Raw genomic sequence first — 17,651 nt, 5'->3', positions numbered from 1 at the left:
GAGGTCACTCACGCTCCGCGTCGGTTCTGGCGCTGTCGCCGTCGAAAGCAAGGTTGATGAGGAGGTCGACATCCATCTCGTCGATCGCGTCCACGTCGATGGCGCGGACGTCGTGGACTGAGTCCTGCGCGGCTGGGGCGGGAGCCTGCGCGCTCTCCTGCGGGAACAGCTTCCGCTCCACAAACCGGGCGATCGCCTGCGGAGTCGGCTGGTCGAAGACGAGCGTGGCGGGCAGCCGCAGCCCGGTGGCCGTGTTGAGCCGGTTGCGCAGCTCGACCGCGGTCAACGAGTCGAACCCGATGTCCTTGAAGGCACGCTCCGGCTCGATCGCGGCCGTCGAGGCGTGCCCGAGCACGGCCGCCACCTGCGCGACCACCAGATCCTCCAGAGCCTGCGCCCGCCGCTCACCGGACACCCGGTCGAGCCGCTCGGCGAGCGACAGCTCCGTGGGCCGCCGAGTGCCGGCCTCCGCGGTGTTGCGCCGCACCCGACGCTGGGCAAGCCCCCGCAGCAGCGCCGGGAGACTGTCGTCGTCGGCCCGTCGCCGCAGCGCCCCGACGTCGAGCCGGATCGGCAGCAGATGCGACTCACCCGTCGCAGAGGCAGCGTCCAGCAGCCGCAGCCCGTCCTCGGTGCTCATGGCGCCGACTCCGTGGCGGGTCATGCGGTGGAGGTCGGTGTCGGTGAGGTTGCCGGTCATGCTGCTGCGGTCTTCCCAGAGGCCCCAGCCGAGGGAGAGTGCGGGCTGGCCTTGGGCGTGGCGGTGGTGGGCGAGGGTGTCGAGGAAGGTGTTGGCGGCTGCGTAGGCGCCTTGCCCGGGTCCGCCGAAGGCGGCTGCTGCGGAGGAGAAGAGGACGAAGGCGTCCAGGTCGGGGGTGAGTTGGGTGGTGAGCTGGTGGAGGAGGAGGGCCCCGTCGAGCTTCGGGTTCAGGACCGTGTCGAGTTGGTCGGGGGTGAGGTTGTCGACGGTGGCGTCGTCGAGGGTGGCCGCGGTGTGGATGACGGCGGTGACGGGGTGCTTGGTGAGGGCGTGCGTGAGGGTGTCTGGGTCGGTTACGTCCCCGGTGACGATGGTTGAGTTCGCGCCGAGGTCGTTGAGGGTGGTGGCGAGTTCGTCGGCGGGGCGGCGGGAGAGCAGGACCAGGTTCTGGACTTGGTGGTGGGTGACGAGGTGGTGGGCGACGTGTGTGGCGAGGGTGCCGGTGGCGCCGGTGATCAGGATCGTACTGTCGGGACGGAAGACGGGGACTGCGGCCTTCGCGGGAGTGGCCCGGGCGAGGCGCGGCGCCAGGAACTTGCCTTCGCGGATGGCGATCTGAGACTCACCGGTGCTCAGTGCGCCCTGAATTGAGGAAGTGTCCTGGTTGTCGGTGTCGATGAGCACGATCCGGTCGGGGTGTTCGGACTGGGCGGAGCGGATGAGGCCCCAGATGGAGGCGTGTTCCAGGTCGGGGGTGTCCTCGGGTGAGGTGACGACGGCGTTGCGGGTGAGCAGTACGAGCCGGGAGTCGGCGAAACGCTCGTCCGCCAGCCATCCCTGAACCAGCTCCAGCACCCCGTACAGCACCTCATGCACTCGCGCGGCGAGCTTGTCGGTGCCGCTCAGCTGAGGAGCGTACGGCACGACCACCACGTCCGGAGTGGCGTCCAGCATGGTCACGGAGTCCAGGTGGTCGGCAGCGAACACCGTCGCACCGGTCTCCTCCAGCGACTGCCCCACCTTCAGCGGGTCCGGCCCGAGGACCGCCCAGCGCCGGGCCTCGACAGAGGAGGACCCTGCCGGGGGTGTCACCCAGTCGACACGGAAGAGGCTGTCATGCAAGGACGAGCCGGCCGCGTCCAACTGCGCCGTGACCACCGGCCGTACGACCAGCGACTCGGCCGTGGCGACGGGCGCTCCGGCTGAGTCGGCCACGGTGACCGACACCGTGTCCTCGGCGTCCCCGAGCGGCGCCACGCGCACCCTCAGCGCGGCGGCGCCCGCCGCGTGCAGAGTCACACCATTCCAGGAGAAAGGCAGCCGCGCCCGTCCCTCGCCCGCCGCAGGCAGCACGCCCAGACCCAGCGCGTGCAGCGCCGCGTCCATCAGCGCCGGGTGGATTCCGTAGTCCGCGGCGTCAGCGGGCTCCTCCTCCGGCAGCGCGACCTCGGCGAACACCTCGTCACCGCGCCGCCACGCCGCCCGCAGGCCGTGGAAGGCGGGGCCGTAGCCATAGCCCTGCTCGGCAAGCCGGTCGTAGTAACCCTCGACCTCCACCGGCTCGGCCCCGGGCGGCGGCCACGCGCTCAGGCCGGCGTCCGGCCCCGGGGACTGCTGTGCCGGGGTCAGGGTGCCGGTGGTATGCCGAGTCCACGGCTCGTCGCGGTCGGCGTCCTGCGCACGTGAGTGCAGGTTCAGCTCACGCCGTCCCGAGTCGTCGGGCGCGCACACGTTCATCTGCACGTCGACCCCGCCCCGTTCAGGAAGGACCAGCGGGGCTTCGAGGGTCAGTTCCTCTATGGTGTCGCAGCCGACGTGGTGACCGGCCTGGAGGGCGAGTTCGAGGAACCCGGTGCCGGGCAGCAGCACAGTTCCGGCCACGGCGTGGTCCGCCAGCCAGGGGTGGCTCTGGAGAGACAGCCGTCCCGTGAACAGGTGCGTGTCCGTACCCGCTAGCTCCACAGCAGCGCCCAGCAGCGGGTGGCCGGCGGCCGAGAGACCCGCGCCGGAGAGGTGCGTCCGGCTGTCGCTGGTGGGGTTGATCCAGTAGCGCTGGTGCTGGAAGGGGTAGGTGGGGAGGTCGATGGGTCGGCTGTGGGGGATTGGCCAGTTGATGGTGTGGCCGTGGGTGTGGAGGTGGGCTGCGGAGGTGAGGAGGCGGGTGAGGGTGCCTTCGTTGCGGCGGAGGGTGCCGGTGATGGTCTCTGCGCCTTCGGTTTCTTCGATGCTGTAGGTGAGGACGGGGTGGGCGCCGGACTCGATGTAGGTGGTGTGGCCGCTGTCGCTGAGCTGCTGGATGGCGGTGTGGAAGTGGACGGTCTGGCGGAGGTTGCGGTACCAGTAATTGGCGTCGAGTTCGGAGGTGTTGAGGAATCCGGGTTCGACGGTGGAGAAGAACGGGACTTCGGAGGTCTGGGGCGTGATTCCCGCGAGCGCTTCGGCCAGCTGCTGCTCGATCCTTTCGACGTGGGCCGAGTGTGAGGCGTAGTCGACGGGGATGAGCCGGGCTCGGACGTCCTGTTCCTGGAGCTGAGCGACGAGGGCCTCGACGGCGTCTTTGTCGCCCGAAACGACGGTCGCATTCGGACCGTTGACGGCCGCGATGCCGATACCGCTGGTCAGGTGTTCCCGGACCACCTCGACGGGCTGTGGGATCGAGGCCATGGCGCCCCGTCCGGCCAGGTGCTCGGCGATGATCCGGGCACGTACGGCGACGACCTTCGCCGCGTCCTCCGGTGAAAGCGCACCCGCCACAGCCGCAGCCGCGATCTCGCCCTGGGAGTGGCCCACGACCGCGTCGGGGCGGATGCCGAGGCGCTGCCATGTGGCGGCGAGGGAGACCATGACGGCCCAGGTCACAGGCTGGATGACGTCGACACGGTCCAGCTGCGCGCCGGAGCGCAGGACATCGGTCAGCGACCAGTCGACGTAAGGCGCAAGCGCTTCCTCGCACCGGGCGATGGATTCCGCGAACACCGGCACGGTGTCCAGGAGGTCCGCGCCCATTCCGGCCCACTGCGTCCCCTGCCCGGGGAACACGAACACGGTCTTGCCGGTGTTCTTGACCTGGCCCTGGACAAGGTGGGTGTGAGGCTGCCCGGTGGCAAGCGCGTCGAGCGCGGCGGCGATGGCATCAGGCGCCTCAGCGAGGACCACGGCGCGGCGCTCGAACAGGGCGCGTCCGTGGACGAGCGTGCCGGCGACAGCCACGGCATCCAGCTCAGGCCGCTGATCGACGTACGCGCGAAGCTGCCGTGCCTGATCGCGCAGCGCGTCCGCCGTCCGTGCCGAGATCACCCACGGCACCACCGCACCCGAAGGCTCCGATTCCACGACCAGCTCGTCATCCGGTGCCTGCTCCAGCACGGCGTGCGTGTTCGTGCCGCTGATGCCGAACGACGAGACACCGGCGCGGCGCGGCTGTCCCGTGCGGGGCCAGGGCGTCTGCTCGGTCAGCAGGGCGACAGCCCCGGCCGACCAGTCCACCTTGGGTGTCGGCTCGCCGACGTGCAGCGTCCTCGGCAGGACGCCGTGCTGGAGTGCCATGACCATCTTGATGAGGCCCGCGACACCCGAAGCGGCCTGGGTGTGGCCGATGTTGGACTTCACCGAGCCCAGCCACAGGGGCCGGTCGGCCGGGCGGTCCTGGCCGTAGGTGGCCAGCAGCGCCTGAGCCTCGATGGGGTCGCCCAGCTTGGTGCCGGTGCCGTGGGCCTCGACGGCGTCGACCTGATCGGGGGTGAGACCGGCGTTGGCGAGGGCCTGGCGGATGACTCGCTGCTGGGAGGGGCCGTTGGGGGCGGTGAGGCCGTTGCTGGCGCCGTCCTGGTTCATCGCCGTACCTCGGACCACGGCCAGGACCCGGTGTCCGTTGCGCCGCGCGTCCGACAGCCGCTCCAGGAGCAGCATGCCGACGCCCTCGGACATGCCCATGCCGTCGGCGTCCGCCGAGAACGCCCGGCACCGGCCGTCCACGGACAGACCGCGCTGCCGGCTGAACTCGGTGAAGGAGGTGGGCACCGCCATCACGGACACACCGCCGGCCAGCGCCAGCGTGGACTCGCCCTGCCGCAGCGACTGCGCCGCGAGATGGAGAGCGACCAGCGACGAAGAGCAGCCCGTGTCCAGCGTGACCGCGGCGCCTTCGAGGCCGAGGACGTACGAGACACGGCCCGAGGCGATGCTCGCGGTGTTGCCCGTGCCGAGGTAGCCCTCGATCTCCTCCGGGGTCTCACCGAGGCGCGAGCCGTAGTCGTGGTAGCTGACGCCCGCGAACACGGACGTACGACTGCCCCGCAGGGACTGGGGGTTGACGCCGGCCCGCTCGAAGGCCTCCCAGGACGTTTCCAGGAGCAGTCGTTGCTGCGGGTCCATCGCCAGCGCCTCGCGCGGCGAAATGCCGAAGAACGCAGGGTCGAAGCCGGCGGCGTCGTACAGAAATCCACCGTGCCGGGTGTACGACTTGCCGCGCTGCTCCGGATCCGGGTCGTACAGCGCGTCGAGGTCCCAGCCTCGGTCGGTCGGCAGCCCGGAGATCACATCTCCGTCGCGCAGCAGCAGCTCCCACAGCTCCTCGGGCGAGCGCACGCCGCCCGGGAAGCGGCAGCCCATGCCGATGATGACGATCGGGTCGTCGTCGGCGGCCGGCAGGGCCGGCGGCGCCGCGGCGGCCCCGGCCGATGCCGCGTCGGGCAGCGCGCCGAAGAACTCGTCCCGCAAATGACCGGCGAGCACACCGGGGGAGGGGTAGTCGAAGACCAGCGTCGCCGGCAGCCGCAGCCCGGTGGCCGTGGTGAGCCGGTTGCGCAGCTCGACCGCGGTCAGCGAGTCGAAGCCCACGTCACGGAAAGCCCGCCCCGGCTCGACCGCCTCACTGGAGGGATGGCCGAGGACCGAGGCGGCCTGGGCGCGGACCAGATCGAGCAGCACCCGGTTCCGCTCGTCGGCCCCGAGACCCTCCAGCCGATCGCGCAGCGGCGACGACGGAACCCTCGCCGCGTCCGGCCCAGACGAGGTCGACGTGGCTGCCTCGGTCTCGCGCTGCGCCTCGGGCACACCGGCGAGCAGCGGACGGGGTCCCGCCGAGGTGAACACCGGGACGAAGCGCTCCCAGTCCACCTCGGCCACGGCCACGAACGTCTCGTCGTGCGTGAGGATCTGACGCATGGCGGAGAAGGCCGTCTCCGGGTCGAGGAACGGCAGCCCCCGCGCCTGGAGTTGCTCAGGCTTGACACCCTCCGGAAGCCGCTCCGGGTCCCAGACGTTCCAGACACCCCACGCGATCGAGCTGGCCTTCAGACCGCGGGCCCGGCGCTGCTCGGCGAGCGCGTCCAGATAGGCGTTGGCGGCGGCATAGGCGCCGTGGTCGCCGCTGCCCCAGACACCTGCGATGGAGGAGAACAGCACGAACGCGTCGAGGTCGTCGGAGCCAAGCAGCTCGTCCAGGTGCGCGGCGCCCCCCACCTTCGCGGCCAGCACGTCCGCGAACTCGTCGAGCCCCGACTCGGCGAGCGACGCCAACTCGATGAAGGCTGCTGCGTGTACGACCGTACGCAGAGACTCCCCGTCGGCCTTCAGCCGCTCCAGCACACCCGCGAGCGCGTCGCGGTCGGCGGCGTCGCACGCGGCCACCGTGAGACGGACCCCCTCGGCGTCCAGCTCCGTCGCCAGTTCGGCCATACCCGGGGCGGACGGACCGCGCCTGCTGGTCAGCACCACATGCTCGGCCCCGTTCGAGGCGAGCCACCGCGCGATGTGGGGACCGAGCGCTCCCGTGCCGCCGGTCACCAGCGCCGTACCACTGGTCCGCCAGCCGGGCGCGGCCGGGTCGGGCGTCGCGACGTCCAGCGGGGACCGCACCAGCCGCCGGGCGAAGACGCCCGAGGGGCGGATCGCCACCTGGTCCTCGCCCGCCAGCCCGGCCAGCACCGCGCACAACCGCGCCCGCGCCCGGTCGTCCAGCTCGCGGGGCAGATCGACGAGACCGCCCCAACGCTCGGGCTGCTCCAGCGCCACGACCCGGCCCATGCCCCAGACCTGCGCCTGCACCGGGGCGGCCAGGGTGTCCGAGGCCCCGACGGCCACCGCAACGCACGTCCCGAACCACACCGGCACCTCAAGCCGCGCGTCACCGAGGGCCTGGACGAGAGCGAGCGTCCCGGCGACACCCGCCGACATCGCCGGATACGCGGGGCAGGGCTGCTCGTCGAGCGCGAGGAAGGACAGCACACCGGCCGGCGGAGCCTCCTGCGCGGACAGCGCCTCACCGATGAGGTCGAGGTACGTCCCCCGCGCGGCCTCGGAGGTGTTCAGCTCCAGCGGCACGACCTGCGCGCCGTGACTCGCCAGCCCCTCGGCCGCCGTACGGACGACGTCGTCGGTGGCACGCCCCTCCGGGAACACCACCAGCCACGTCCCGCCGAGCCCGGTCGCGGTGCCCCCGTCGGCCACCGGCTTCCAACTGATCCCATAGCGCCAGTCGTTCACCGTCGCCAGACGCCTGCGCTCCTGCCGCCAGGACGCGAGCGCCGGAAGCACCGTGCTCAGCGAGGCGTCGCCGGGTACGTCGAGCGTGTCCGCGAGCGACTCCCAGTCCTCGTTCTCCACGGCCTCCCAGAAGCGCGTGTCGACGATGTCCGTTGTGGGGGCGGGGGCGTGCGCCGCCGCGGTCTCCGGTACGTCGATCCAGTAACGCTGGTGCTGGAAGGGGTACGTGGGGAGGTCGATGGGCTGGCCTTGGCCGATGGGCCAGTTGATGGTGTGCCCGTGGGTGTGGAGGTGGGCTGCGGAGGTGAGGAGGCGGGTGAGGGTGCCTTCGTTGCGGCGGAGGGTGCCGGTGATGGTCTCAACACCGTTGGCTTCCTCGATGCTGTAGGTGAGGACGGGGTGGGCGCTGGACTCGACGTAGGTCGTGTAGCCGCTCTCGGTGAGCTGCTCGATAGCCGTGCTGAAGTGGACGGTCTGGCGGAGGTTGCGGTACCAGTAACCGGCGTCGAGTTCGGAGGTGTTGAGGAAGCGGGGCTCGACGGCGGAGAAGAACGGGACCTCGGCGGGCCGAGGTGTGATCCCGGAGAGCGCGGTAACGATCGCGTCCTGGATGGATTCGACGTGCGCGGAGTGTGAGGCGTAGTCGACGGGGATGAGCCGGGCCCGGACGTCCTGTGCCTGAAGCTGAGCGACGAGGGCTTCTACGGCGTCCTTGTCACCGGAGACCACGGTCGTGTTCGGACCATTGACCGCGGCGATGCCGACACCACTGGGGAGCTGTCCTTCGACGGTGTGGGCAGCCTGTGGAATGGAGGCCATGGCGCCCCGTCCGGCCAGGTGCTCGGCGATGATCCGGGCACGTACGGCGACGACCTTCGCCGCGTCCTCCAGCGAAAGCGCACCCGCCACAGCCGCAGCCGCGATCTCGCCCTGGGAGTGACCCACCACCGCGTCAGGACGGACACCCAGCTGCTGCCAGGTCGCGGCGAGGGAGACCATGACGGCCCAGGTCGTCGGCTGGATGACGTCTACGCGATCCAACTCGGCGCCGGAGCGCAGGACATCGGTCAGCGACCAGTCGACGTAAGGCGCAAGCGCTGCCTCGCACCCAGCGATGGACTCCGCGAACACTGGTACGGAGTCGAGGAGTTCGGCACCCATACCGGCCCACTGCGTCCCCTGCCCGGGGAACACGAACACGGTCTTGCCGGTCTCGTCAGGCGCGATGCCCTGCACGAGCTGAGGCGAGGGCTCCCCGTGTGCCAAGGCGTCGAGGCCCTTGAGGAGTTCGCTGTGGCTGCCGCCCACCGCGACCGCGCGGTGCTCGAACGCGGACCGGGTCGTGGCCAGCGCATGGGCGACCTCGGCGATGTCCAGCTCGGGCCGCTCCTCGACGTACTCGCGGAGCTGTCGTGCCTGGGCGCGCAGGGCGTCCGCCGTCCGGGCGGAGATCACCCACGGCACGGCATCACCCGGATGGGTCGGCTGTTCCTCGTCCGACTCGACGGGCGGAGCCTCCTCCAGCACGGCGTGGGCGTTGGTGCCGCTGATACCGAAGGAGGAGATGCCGACGCGTCGCGGGCGGTCCGCCGCAGGCCAACGCACCTCTTCGGTGAGCAGCGAGACCGCGCCGGCCTCCCAGTCGATACGGGAGGACGGCTCGTCCACGTGCAAAGTGCGCGGCAGCAGGCCCTGGTTGAGGGCCATGACCATCTTGATGATCGAGGCCGCACCGGCGGCGGCCTGGGTGTGGCCGATGTTGGACTTCACCGAACCCAGCCACAGCGGCCGGTCGGCCGGGCGGTCCTGGCCGTACGTGGCGAGCAGGGCCTGGGCCTCGATGGGGTCGCCCAGCTTGGTGCCGGTGCCGTGTGCCTCGACCACGTCGACCTGGTCGGGGGTGAGGCGGGCGGAAGCCAGCGCCTGGCGGATGACCCGCTCCTGGGAGGGGCCGTTGGGCGCGGTCAGGCCGTTGCTTGCCCCGTCCTGGTTGATCGCGCTGCCGCGGATCACAGCGAGGACCCTGTGCCCGTTGCGGCGCGCGTCCGACAGCCGCTCCACCAGCAGCATGCCGATGCCCTCGGAAAGTGCCGTACCGTCCGCGCCCGAGGCGAAGGCCTTGACGCGGGCGTCCGGCGCAAGCCCCCGCTGCCGACTGAACTCGACGAACGAGGCTGGCGACGACATGACCGAGATACCGCCGGCCAGGGCCATCGAGCAGTCGCCCTGCCGCAGCGCGTGGCAGGCCAGATGCAGGGCGACCAGCGAGGAGGAGCAGGCCGTGTCGACGGTGACGGCCGGGCCCTCAAGGCCCAGGGTGTAGGCCACCCGGCCGGACACCACGCTCGGGGTGTTGCCGATACCGAGATGCCCCTCCAGCTCGGGCGGCACCTCGGGCAGTCGGGTCGCGTAGTCCTGGTAGTTGCTGCCGACGAAAACGCCCGCCTTGCTGCCCCGCAGCGACTGGGGATCGATGCCGGCCCGCTCGAAGGCCTCCCAGGACGTTTCCAGGAGCAGCCGCTGCTGCGGGTCCATCGCCAAGGCCTCGCGTGGCGAGATGCCGAAGAACGTCGGGTCGAAGTCGGCGGCGTCGTAAAGGAATCCGCCCTCCCGCACATAGGACGTGCCGGAGCGGTCCGGGTCTGGGTCGTACAGCTTCTCCAGGTCCCAGCCGCGGTTGTCGGGGAACGCGGAGATCGCGTCACGGCCCTCGGCGACGACCTGCCACAGGTCCTCCGGGGAACGGACGGCACCCGGGAAACGGCAGCTCATCCCGATGATGGCGATCGGCTCATGGTCCTTCGCCTCCGCCTCGTTGAGCCGACGGCGGGTCTGGCGCAGGTCGTTGACGACCCGCTTCAGGTACTCGCGGAGCTTGTCCTCGGTCATGTTCTGGGCAGCGTCGGAGGAACGGGCGGGCTTTGACATCAGGTCACGTCCTAGAAAGGCCAGTGGTCAGTTGGCACGGCAGGGAGGAGAGGCGGCAGCGCGAGGCGCGGAAACCGGAAACCGGTACGGCGACGGGATCAGAGCTGGCCCAGCTCCTTGTCGATGAGGTCGAACATCTCGTCGTCGCTGACGGGATCGAAGTCCAACTCACCGTCCTCAGCGGTCCCTTCGGCGTCGTTCGCCTTCGCTCCGCCGCGGGTGTCGTCCAGTTTCCACAGCAGGGCCTGCAGCCGTGCCGCGATCTTGTCTCGTGCGTCGTCTTCGAGGGCGGAGGATTTGAGAAAGGCGGCCTCCAGCCGCTCCAACTCCGCCGTGAGAGGCAGTCCGTTCTCCTGTTCCTGCGGTACGAGTTCGTCCAGCAGCCGCTGCGCGAGCGCGGCCGGGTGGGGGTAGTCGAAGACCAGGGTCGGGGTCAGCCGCAGCCCGGTCGCCGACCGCAGACGGTTGCGCAGCTCGAGGGAGGTCAGCGAGTCGAACCCGAGATCCTTGAAGGCCCGGTTCGCCCGCACCTCCTCGGGCGTGGCATGCCCGAGCACGGCCGTGACCTGCTCCCGTACGAGATCCAGCAGCATCCGCTCCTGATCGGCGCGGGCCAGCCCGGCCAGTCGGCCGGCGATCCCGGAGGCGCTTTCCTCGGTACGGTCACCGGCCGCGGACGCCGTACGCCGGACGGCCGACGTGCGGACGACACTGCGGAACAGCGGCGCCATGACACCGGCCGCCGCCTGCGCGCGCAGCTCCGCAAGATCCAGCCGGGTCGGCACGACCACGGCCTCGTCCAGTGAGGTGGCGGCATCGAACAGGGCCAGGCCCTCGTCCGCCGACATCGGCGCCGCCCCGACCCGGGACATCCGGGCCAGGTCCACATCGTTCAACCGTCCGGCCATACCGCTGCGCTGCTCCCACAGGCCCCAGGCCAGCGACACTGCGGGCAGCCCGCGCTCGTGCCGGTGGCGGGCGAGGGCGTCGAGGAAGGCGTTGGCCGCCGAGTAGTTGGCCAGTCCCGCACCGCCGAGGGTGCCCGACAGCGAGGAGAACAGCACGAACGCGGACAGGTCCAGATGCTGGGTGAGCGCATGCAGATTCAGCGCCCCGTCGACCTTCGGCCACAGCACCCGGTCGACCCGCTCCGACGTCAGCGCCTCAACCACCCCGTCGTCCAGGACAGCCGCCGTGTGCACCACAGCGGTCAGCGGGCGCTCCGCCGGTACGGCTGCCAGCAACTCGGCCAGCGCCTCCCGGTCGGCTACGTCACAGGCAGCGACCTCGACCGCGGCACCGAGCCCGGTCAGCTCGGCCACCAGCTCCGGCATACCGTCGGCAGCGGCCCCGCTGCGAGACGCGAGCAGCAGATTCCGGACCCCGCGCTCGTTCACCAGATGCCGCGCGAGCAACCGGGCGAGCCCACCCGAGGCACCGGTCAGCAGGACAGTGCCCTCGGCGGCGAATCCGGGGCCCGCCTGGTCGGGCCGGGGGACACGCGCCAGACGCGGTGCGCTGAGCTCGCCACCGTCCAGCCGCAGCTGAGGCTCGTCGCCGACGGCAGCGGCCGCCAGCAGCTCCCAATCGGGCTCGCCGTCGCCGGACCCGTCCGTGTCGACCAGTACGAAACGGCTGGGATTCTCCACCTGCGCCGACCTGACGAGTCCCCAGACCGGCGCACCGGTCAGGCCCTGCCCGGCCAGGATCACCAGCCGGGACGCGGCGAACCGCTCGTCGGCCAGCCACGCCTGTACGAGGTCCAGCGCGCGGTGTGTGACCCGGCGTACGGCATCCGACGCCATGGTGCTGTCGGCGGTCTCGGCGGTTTCAGGGAAGCGCGCGAAGACCAGCTCAGGAACGGGGTGGGCCGCGGCGGCCAGGCTGCCGAGATCCTCGTACACGTCCACATTGCCGTGACCGCTGCCGCCGCCGATGAGCGCCCACCGTCCGGCCGGCGCTCCCGTTCTCGACACGGCGATCGGCACCCATTCCACGCGGAACAGCGAGTCGCTGCGCGTCTCCGCGTCCTGCCGCGTACCGACCTGGCGCAGCGTCAGTACGTCGACCGAGGCCACCGGTCGGCCCGCCGGGTCGGCCACCGTGACGGACACGGCCTCCTCACCGGCCAGGGCGATCCGCACCCGGCCCGCGATCGCGCCCTGGGCATGCAGCGTCACACCGCTCCACGCGAACGGACGACGGGTCATCCCCTCACCGGGCTCGGTCAACAGGACGCCCATGCCCAGCGGCTGGAGCGCCGCGTCGAGCAGCGCCGGGTGGATGCCGTAGTCCTTGGCCTCGGCGGAGTGCTCCTCCGGCAGGGCGACCTCGGCGAACACTTCGTCACCGCGCCGCCATGCCGCCCGCAGCCCCTGGAAAGCAGGGCCGTACTCGACAGCCAGCGCGGCCAGGCGATCGTAGGCATCCGCCACTGTGATCGCCTCCGCACCGGAGGGCGGCCACGCGGCCAGGTCGGAGTCCGGCCTCGGGGACTGCTGTCCCGGGGCCAGGATGCCGGTGGCATGCAGGGTCCAGGGCTTGTCGTCCCCGGCGTCCTGCGCCCGCGAGTGCAGGTTCAGCTCCCGCCGACCGGACTCGTCGGCCTCCCCGAGCCGGAGCTGGACACGAACCCCGCCCTTCTCGGGCAGCACCAGGGGCGCTTCGAGGGTCAGTTCCTCTACGGTGTCGCAGCCGACGTGGTGACCGGCCTGGAGGGCGAGTTCGAGGAACCCGGTGCCGGGCAGCAGCACGGTTCCGGTCACGGCGTGGTCCGCCAGCCAGGGGCGGCTCTGCAGGGAGAGCAGGCCGGTGAACAGGTGCGTGTCCGTGCCCGCCAGCTCCACGGCCGCGCCGAGGAGGGGGTGGCCTGCGGCGCCCAGCCCGATGGACACGGCGTCGACGGGCCGTACGGCGGCCAGAGCGGGCCAGTAGCGCTGGTGCTGGAAGGGGTAGGTGGGGAGGTCGATGGGTCGGCTGTGGGGGATTGGCCAGTTGATGGTGTGGCCGTGGGTGTGGAGGTGGGCTGCGGAGGTGAGGAGGCGGGTGAGGGTGCCTTCGTTGCGGCGGAGGGTGCCGGTGATGGTCTCTGTGCCTTCGGTTTCTTCGATGCTGTAGGTGAGGACGGGGTGGGCGCTGGACTCGATGTAGGTGGTGTGGCCGCTGTCGCTGAGCTGCTGGATGGCGGTGTGGAAGTGGACGGTCTGGCGGAGGTTGCGGTACCAGTAATTGGCGTCGAGTTCGGAGGTGTTGAGGAATCCGGGTTCGACGGTGGAGAAGAACGGGACTTCGGAGGTCTGGGGCGTGATCCCTGCGAGGGCCGTTGCCAAGTGGCCCTCGATCGTTTCGACGTGCGCTGAGTGTGAGGCGTAGTCGACGGGGATGAGCCGGGCTCGGACGTCCTGTTCCTGGAGCTGAGCGACGAGGGTTTCGACGGCGTCCTTGTCGCCCGAAACGACGGTGGCGTTGGGGCCGTTGACGGCGGCGATGCTGACACCGCTCGGGAGCTGTCCTTCGACGGTGTGGACGGGCTGTGGAACGGAGGCCATGGCCCCCCGGCCGGCGAGGTGTTCGCCGATGATCTGGGCGCGTACGGCGACGACCTTGGCCGCGTCCTCCAGAGACAGCGCGCCCGCCACAGCGGCTGCGGCGATCTCGCCCTGGGAGTGACCGACCACGGCCGCGGGGCGGATGCCGAGGTGCTGCCAGGTGGCGGCGAGCGAGACCATCACTGCCCAGGTAACGGGCTGGATGACGTCGACACGGTCCAATTCCGCACCAGAGCGGAGAACATCGGTCAGCGACCAGTCGACGTAAGGGACCAGGGCCTCTTCACAGCGAGCGATCGACTCCGCGAACACCGGCATGATGTCCAGGAGGTCCGCGCCCATGCCGGCCCACTGAGTCCCCTGCCCCGGGAACACGAACACGGTCTTGCCGGTCTCGTCCGACGCGACGCCCTGCACGAGGTGGGGCGAAGGCTCGCCCTGGACGAGGGCGTCGAGAGCCTGGAGGAGTTCGGCGGTGTTGCCGCCCACTGCGACAGCGCGGTGTTCGAACAGGGCGCGCCCGTGGACGAGCGTGTCGGCGATGGCCACGGCATCCAGCTCAGGCCGCTGATCGACGTACTCGCGGAGCTGTCGTGCCTGGTGGCGCAGCGCGTCCGCCGTCCGTGCCGAGATCACCCACGGCACGACGCCCGGTTCGGCGGGCTGATCCTGCGGATCGGCGACGGCCGGGGGCTCCTCGATGATGGCGTGGGCGTTGGTGCCGCTGACCCCGAAGGAGGAGACGCCGGCGCGGCGAGGCCGGTCGCTCCCGGGCCAGGCCTGTTCCTCCGTGAGGAGGGTGACCGCCCCGGCATCCCAGTCGACATGGCTGGTGGGCTCATCGACATGCAGTGTCCTCGGCAGGACCTCATGACGCATGGCCATGACCATCTTGATGACACCGGCGACACCGGCGGCGGCCTGCGTGTGGCCGATGTTGGACTTCACCGAGCCCAGCCACAAGGGCCGTTCGGCGGGCCGGTCCTGCCCGTAGGTGGCCAGGAGGGCCTGAGCCTCGATCGGATCGCCGAGGGTGGTACCGGTGCCATGTGCCTCGACGGCGTCGACCTGGTCAGGGGTGAGGCCGGCATTGGCCAGTGCCTGCCGGATCACCCGCTGCTGCGAGGGTCCGTTCGGGGCGGTCAGACCATTGCTGGCCCCGTCCTGATTGACGGCCGTGCCGCGCACGATGCCCAGCACAGGGTGTCCATGTCGCTCGGCGTCCGACAGGCGCTCCAGCAGCAGCATGCCGATGCCCTCGCCCCACCCGGTTCCGTCGGCGGCCTCGGCGAAGGCCTTGACGCGGGCGTCGGGAGCGAGCCCCCGCTGCCTGCTGAACTCCACGAAGACCTCGGGAGTCGACATGACCGTCACACCGCCCGCAAGGGCGAGCGAGCATTCGCCGGAGCGCAGCGACTGCGCGGCCATGTGCAATGCGACCAGCGAGGAGGAGCAGGCCGTGTCGACGGTGACGGCCGGGCCCTCCAAGCCGAGGGTGTACGCCACCCGGCCCGACGCCACACTGCCCGCGATACCGGTGCCGAGATACCCCTCGACCGTCTCCGGCACCTGCCGGAGCAAGGTGGCGTAGTCCTGCCCGTTGCTGCCGACGAACACGCCCGCCTTGCTGCCGCGCAGCGACTTGGGGTCGATGCCGGCCAGCTCGAAGGCTTCCCAGGACGTCTCAAGCAGCAACCGCTGCTGCGGGTCCATTGCCAGGGCCTCACGCGGGTTGATGCCGAAGAAGGCCGCGTCGAACTCGCCCACTCCCTGGAGGAAGGCACCCTCCCGCACATAGGACGTGCCGGAACGGTCCGGGTCGGCGTCGTAGAGCGCCTCCAGGTCCCAGCCGCGGTCGGCGGGGAACGGCGAGACCGCGTCACCACCGGCAGCCAGCAGCGCCCACAACTCCTCGGGCGTCCGGATCCCGCCCGGGAAACGGCAGCTCATGGCCACGATCACGATCGGGTCGTGGTCGGTGGCCGCCGCACCCAGGGCGGTGGCGGTGTGGCCGGTCTGCCCGCCGTCGCCCCCGAGGCCGGGGAACTCGCCCAGCACATGACGCGCCAGCTCGCCCGCCGTCGGGTAGTCGAAGATCACGCTGGTGGTCAGCCGCAGCCCGGTGGCCGCGTTCAGCCGGTTGCGCAGCTGGACCGCGCCGAGCGAGTCGAAGCCGAGGTCCTTGAACGCACGGTTCGGCGCCACCGACTGCGGCCCGGCGTGGCCGAGCACCAACGCCGCCTGTGTCCGCACCAGTTCCAGCAGCAGCTCCTCACGCTTCGGCGCCGACAGCGCGGCAAGCCGCCCGGTCAGCGACTCCTCGTCGAGCTGTGCGTCACAGGACCCGGCCGCAGCCAGGAGATCCCGTACGTCCGTCAGGTCGGAGATCAGCGGGCTGGGCCGGGCGGCGGTGTACGCCGGTACGAAGCGGGCCCAGTCGATGTCGGCGACGGTCAGCGCCGCAGTGCCGTGCCCGACGGCCTCCGCCAGCGCGGTGAGCGCCAGCTCCGGGGACATCGCGGGGAACCCGCTGCGATGCAACTGCTCGGCCGCCCCCTGCCCCGTGGCCATGCCCGAGTCCGCCCAGGCACCCCACGCCACCGAGGTCGCGGGCAGCCCAAGTGCGTGCCGCCGCTGTGCCAGCGCGTCCAAGTGTGTGTTCGCCGCCGCGTAGTTGGCCTGGCCCTCGTTGCCGAAGGTGGCGGCCGCAGAGGAGAAGAGTACGAAGGCGTCGAGGTCGAGGTGACGCGTGTACTGGTCGAGGAGTTCGGCGGCGGTCGCCTTCGGACGCAGTACGTGGCCCAGACGGTCCGCAGTGAGGTGGTCGAGCACGCCGTCGTCGAGGCTGCCGGCCGTGTGGACGACCGCGGTGAGGTCGGGGTGGTCGGCGATGAGCGTACGCACCTGCTCGGGGTCGCTCACATCGCAGGCGGCCAAGGTCACCTTGGCGCCGAGCGCGGTGAGTTCACCGCTCAGGTCGGTGGCTCCGGGGGCCTCACCACCGCGCCGGCTGGCGAGGACCAAGTGCTGGGCCCCGTTCTCGGCCGCCCAGCGCGCTACGCGGGAGCCGAGCGCGCCGCTACCACCGGTGATCAGAACCGTGCCGCGCGGCTGCCAGGCTGTACCGCTGCTGCTCGCCCGGGCCAGTCGTCGGGCGAGGACACCGGCCGCGCGGATGGCCACCTGGTCCTCAGTGCTGCCGGACGCCGTGGCGGCGAGTACGGCACGCAGGTGTGCGCCGCCGCGTTCGTCGAGCTGCTCGGGCAGGTCGACGAGTCCGCCCCAGCGGTCGGGGTGCTCCAGCGCGGCGACCTGCCCCAGGCCCCAGACCTGCGCCTGGGCGGGGTGGATCAGCGGGTCGGAGCCGCCGGTGGTGACCGCGCCCTGGGTGAGGCACCACAGAGGGGCCTGGATGCCCGCGTCGCCGAGCGCCTGGAAGAGAGCGAGCGTCGGTGCTGCCGAGGCGATGTCCTCGTCGGTCAGCGCGAGCAGCGACAGCACGCCCGTCGCATCGAACTCCCCGAGCGCACCGTGCAGTTCCTCGCCGAATCGCACCCGATCGGCGTCGGCCGTGTCGAGCACGACCTGTCGTACGGCACCATGCCCGGCCTCCAGGGCCCGGACGATGTCCCGTACGAGAGGGCGGCCCTCGTGACCGGCGGGAACCAAGAGCAGCCAGTCACCCGTGAGTTCGGCAGCGCCGGACGGCATCGACCGCCACACCACCTGGTAGCGCCAGCCGTCCAGCGGCGAACCACCGGTCCGCTCCCTACGCCCCGACGTTGCGTCGAGCCAGTACCGGCTGCGCTGGAACGCGTACGTTGGCAGCTCCACACGGCGCGGGGCGGTCTCCTCGCTGCTGAAGAAAGCCTGCCATTCGACGGGCGTTCCGTTGACGTGGAGTTCGGCTGTGGCGCGGGTGACGGCGTGGGTTTCGTCGAGGTTCTTGTGGAGGGTGGGGAGGAGGCGAGCCTCGGCGCAGGTGATGC

2 protein-coding genes are annotated in these 17,651 nt (G+C 71.2%); both read right to left on the bottom strand.

The genetic code is table 11. The features are described 5' to 3' along the window. Positions 1–4 precede the first annotated feature (4 nt). A complete protein-coding gene (locus ACFYY6_RS36345; protein WP_389197457.1) occupies positions 5–10,114 on the bottom strand; it encodes a type I polyketide synthase in 10,110 nt (3,369 codons plus the stop codon). Between the two features lie 98 nt (positions 10,115–10,212). Beyond that, positions 10,213–17,651, bottom strand: a 7,439-nt coding sequence (locus ACFYY6_RS36340; RefSeq protein WP_389197455.1) for a type I polyketide synthase, incomplete at its 5' end; no start/stop codon positions are given.

It is taken from the genome of Streptomyces sp. NPDC001750 (genome assembly GCF_042892615.1).
Classification (GTDB): Bacteria; Actinomycetota; Actinomycetes; order Streptomycetales; family Streptomycetaceae; genus Streptomyces.
Note: the sequence above shows the minus strand (reverse complement) of the source record. Positions and strands in the feature narration are given on the sequence as shown.

Coding starts and splice junctions, on each gene's coding strand:
- ACFYY6_RS36345 (WP_389197457.1), bottom strand. CDS start 10,114: ATGTCAAAGCCCGCCCGTTCCTCCGACGCTGCCCAGAACATGACCGAG.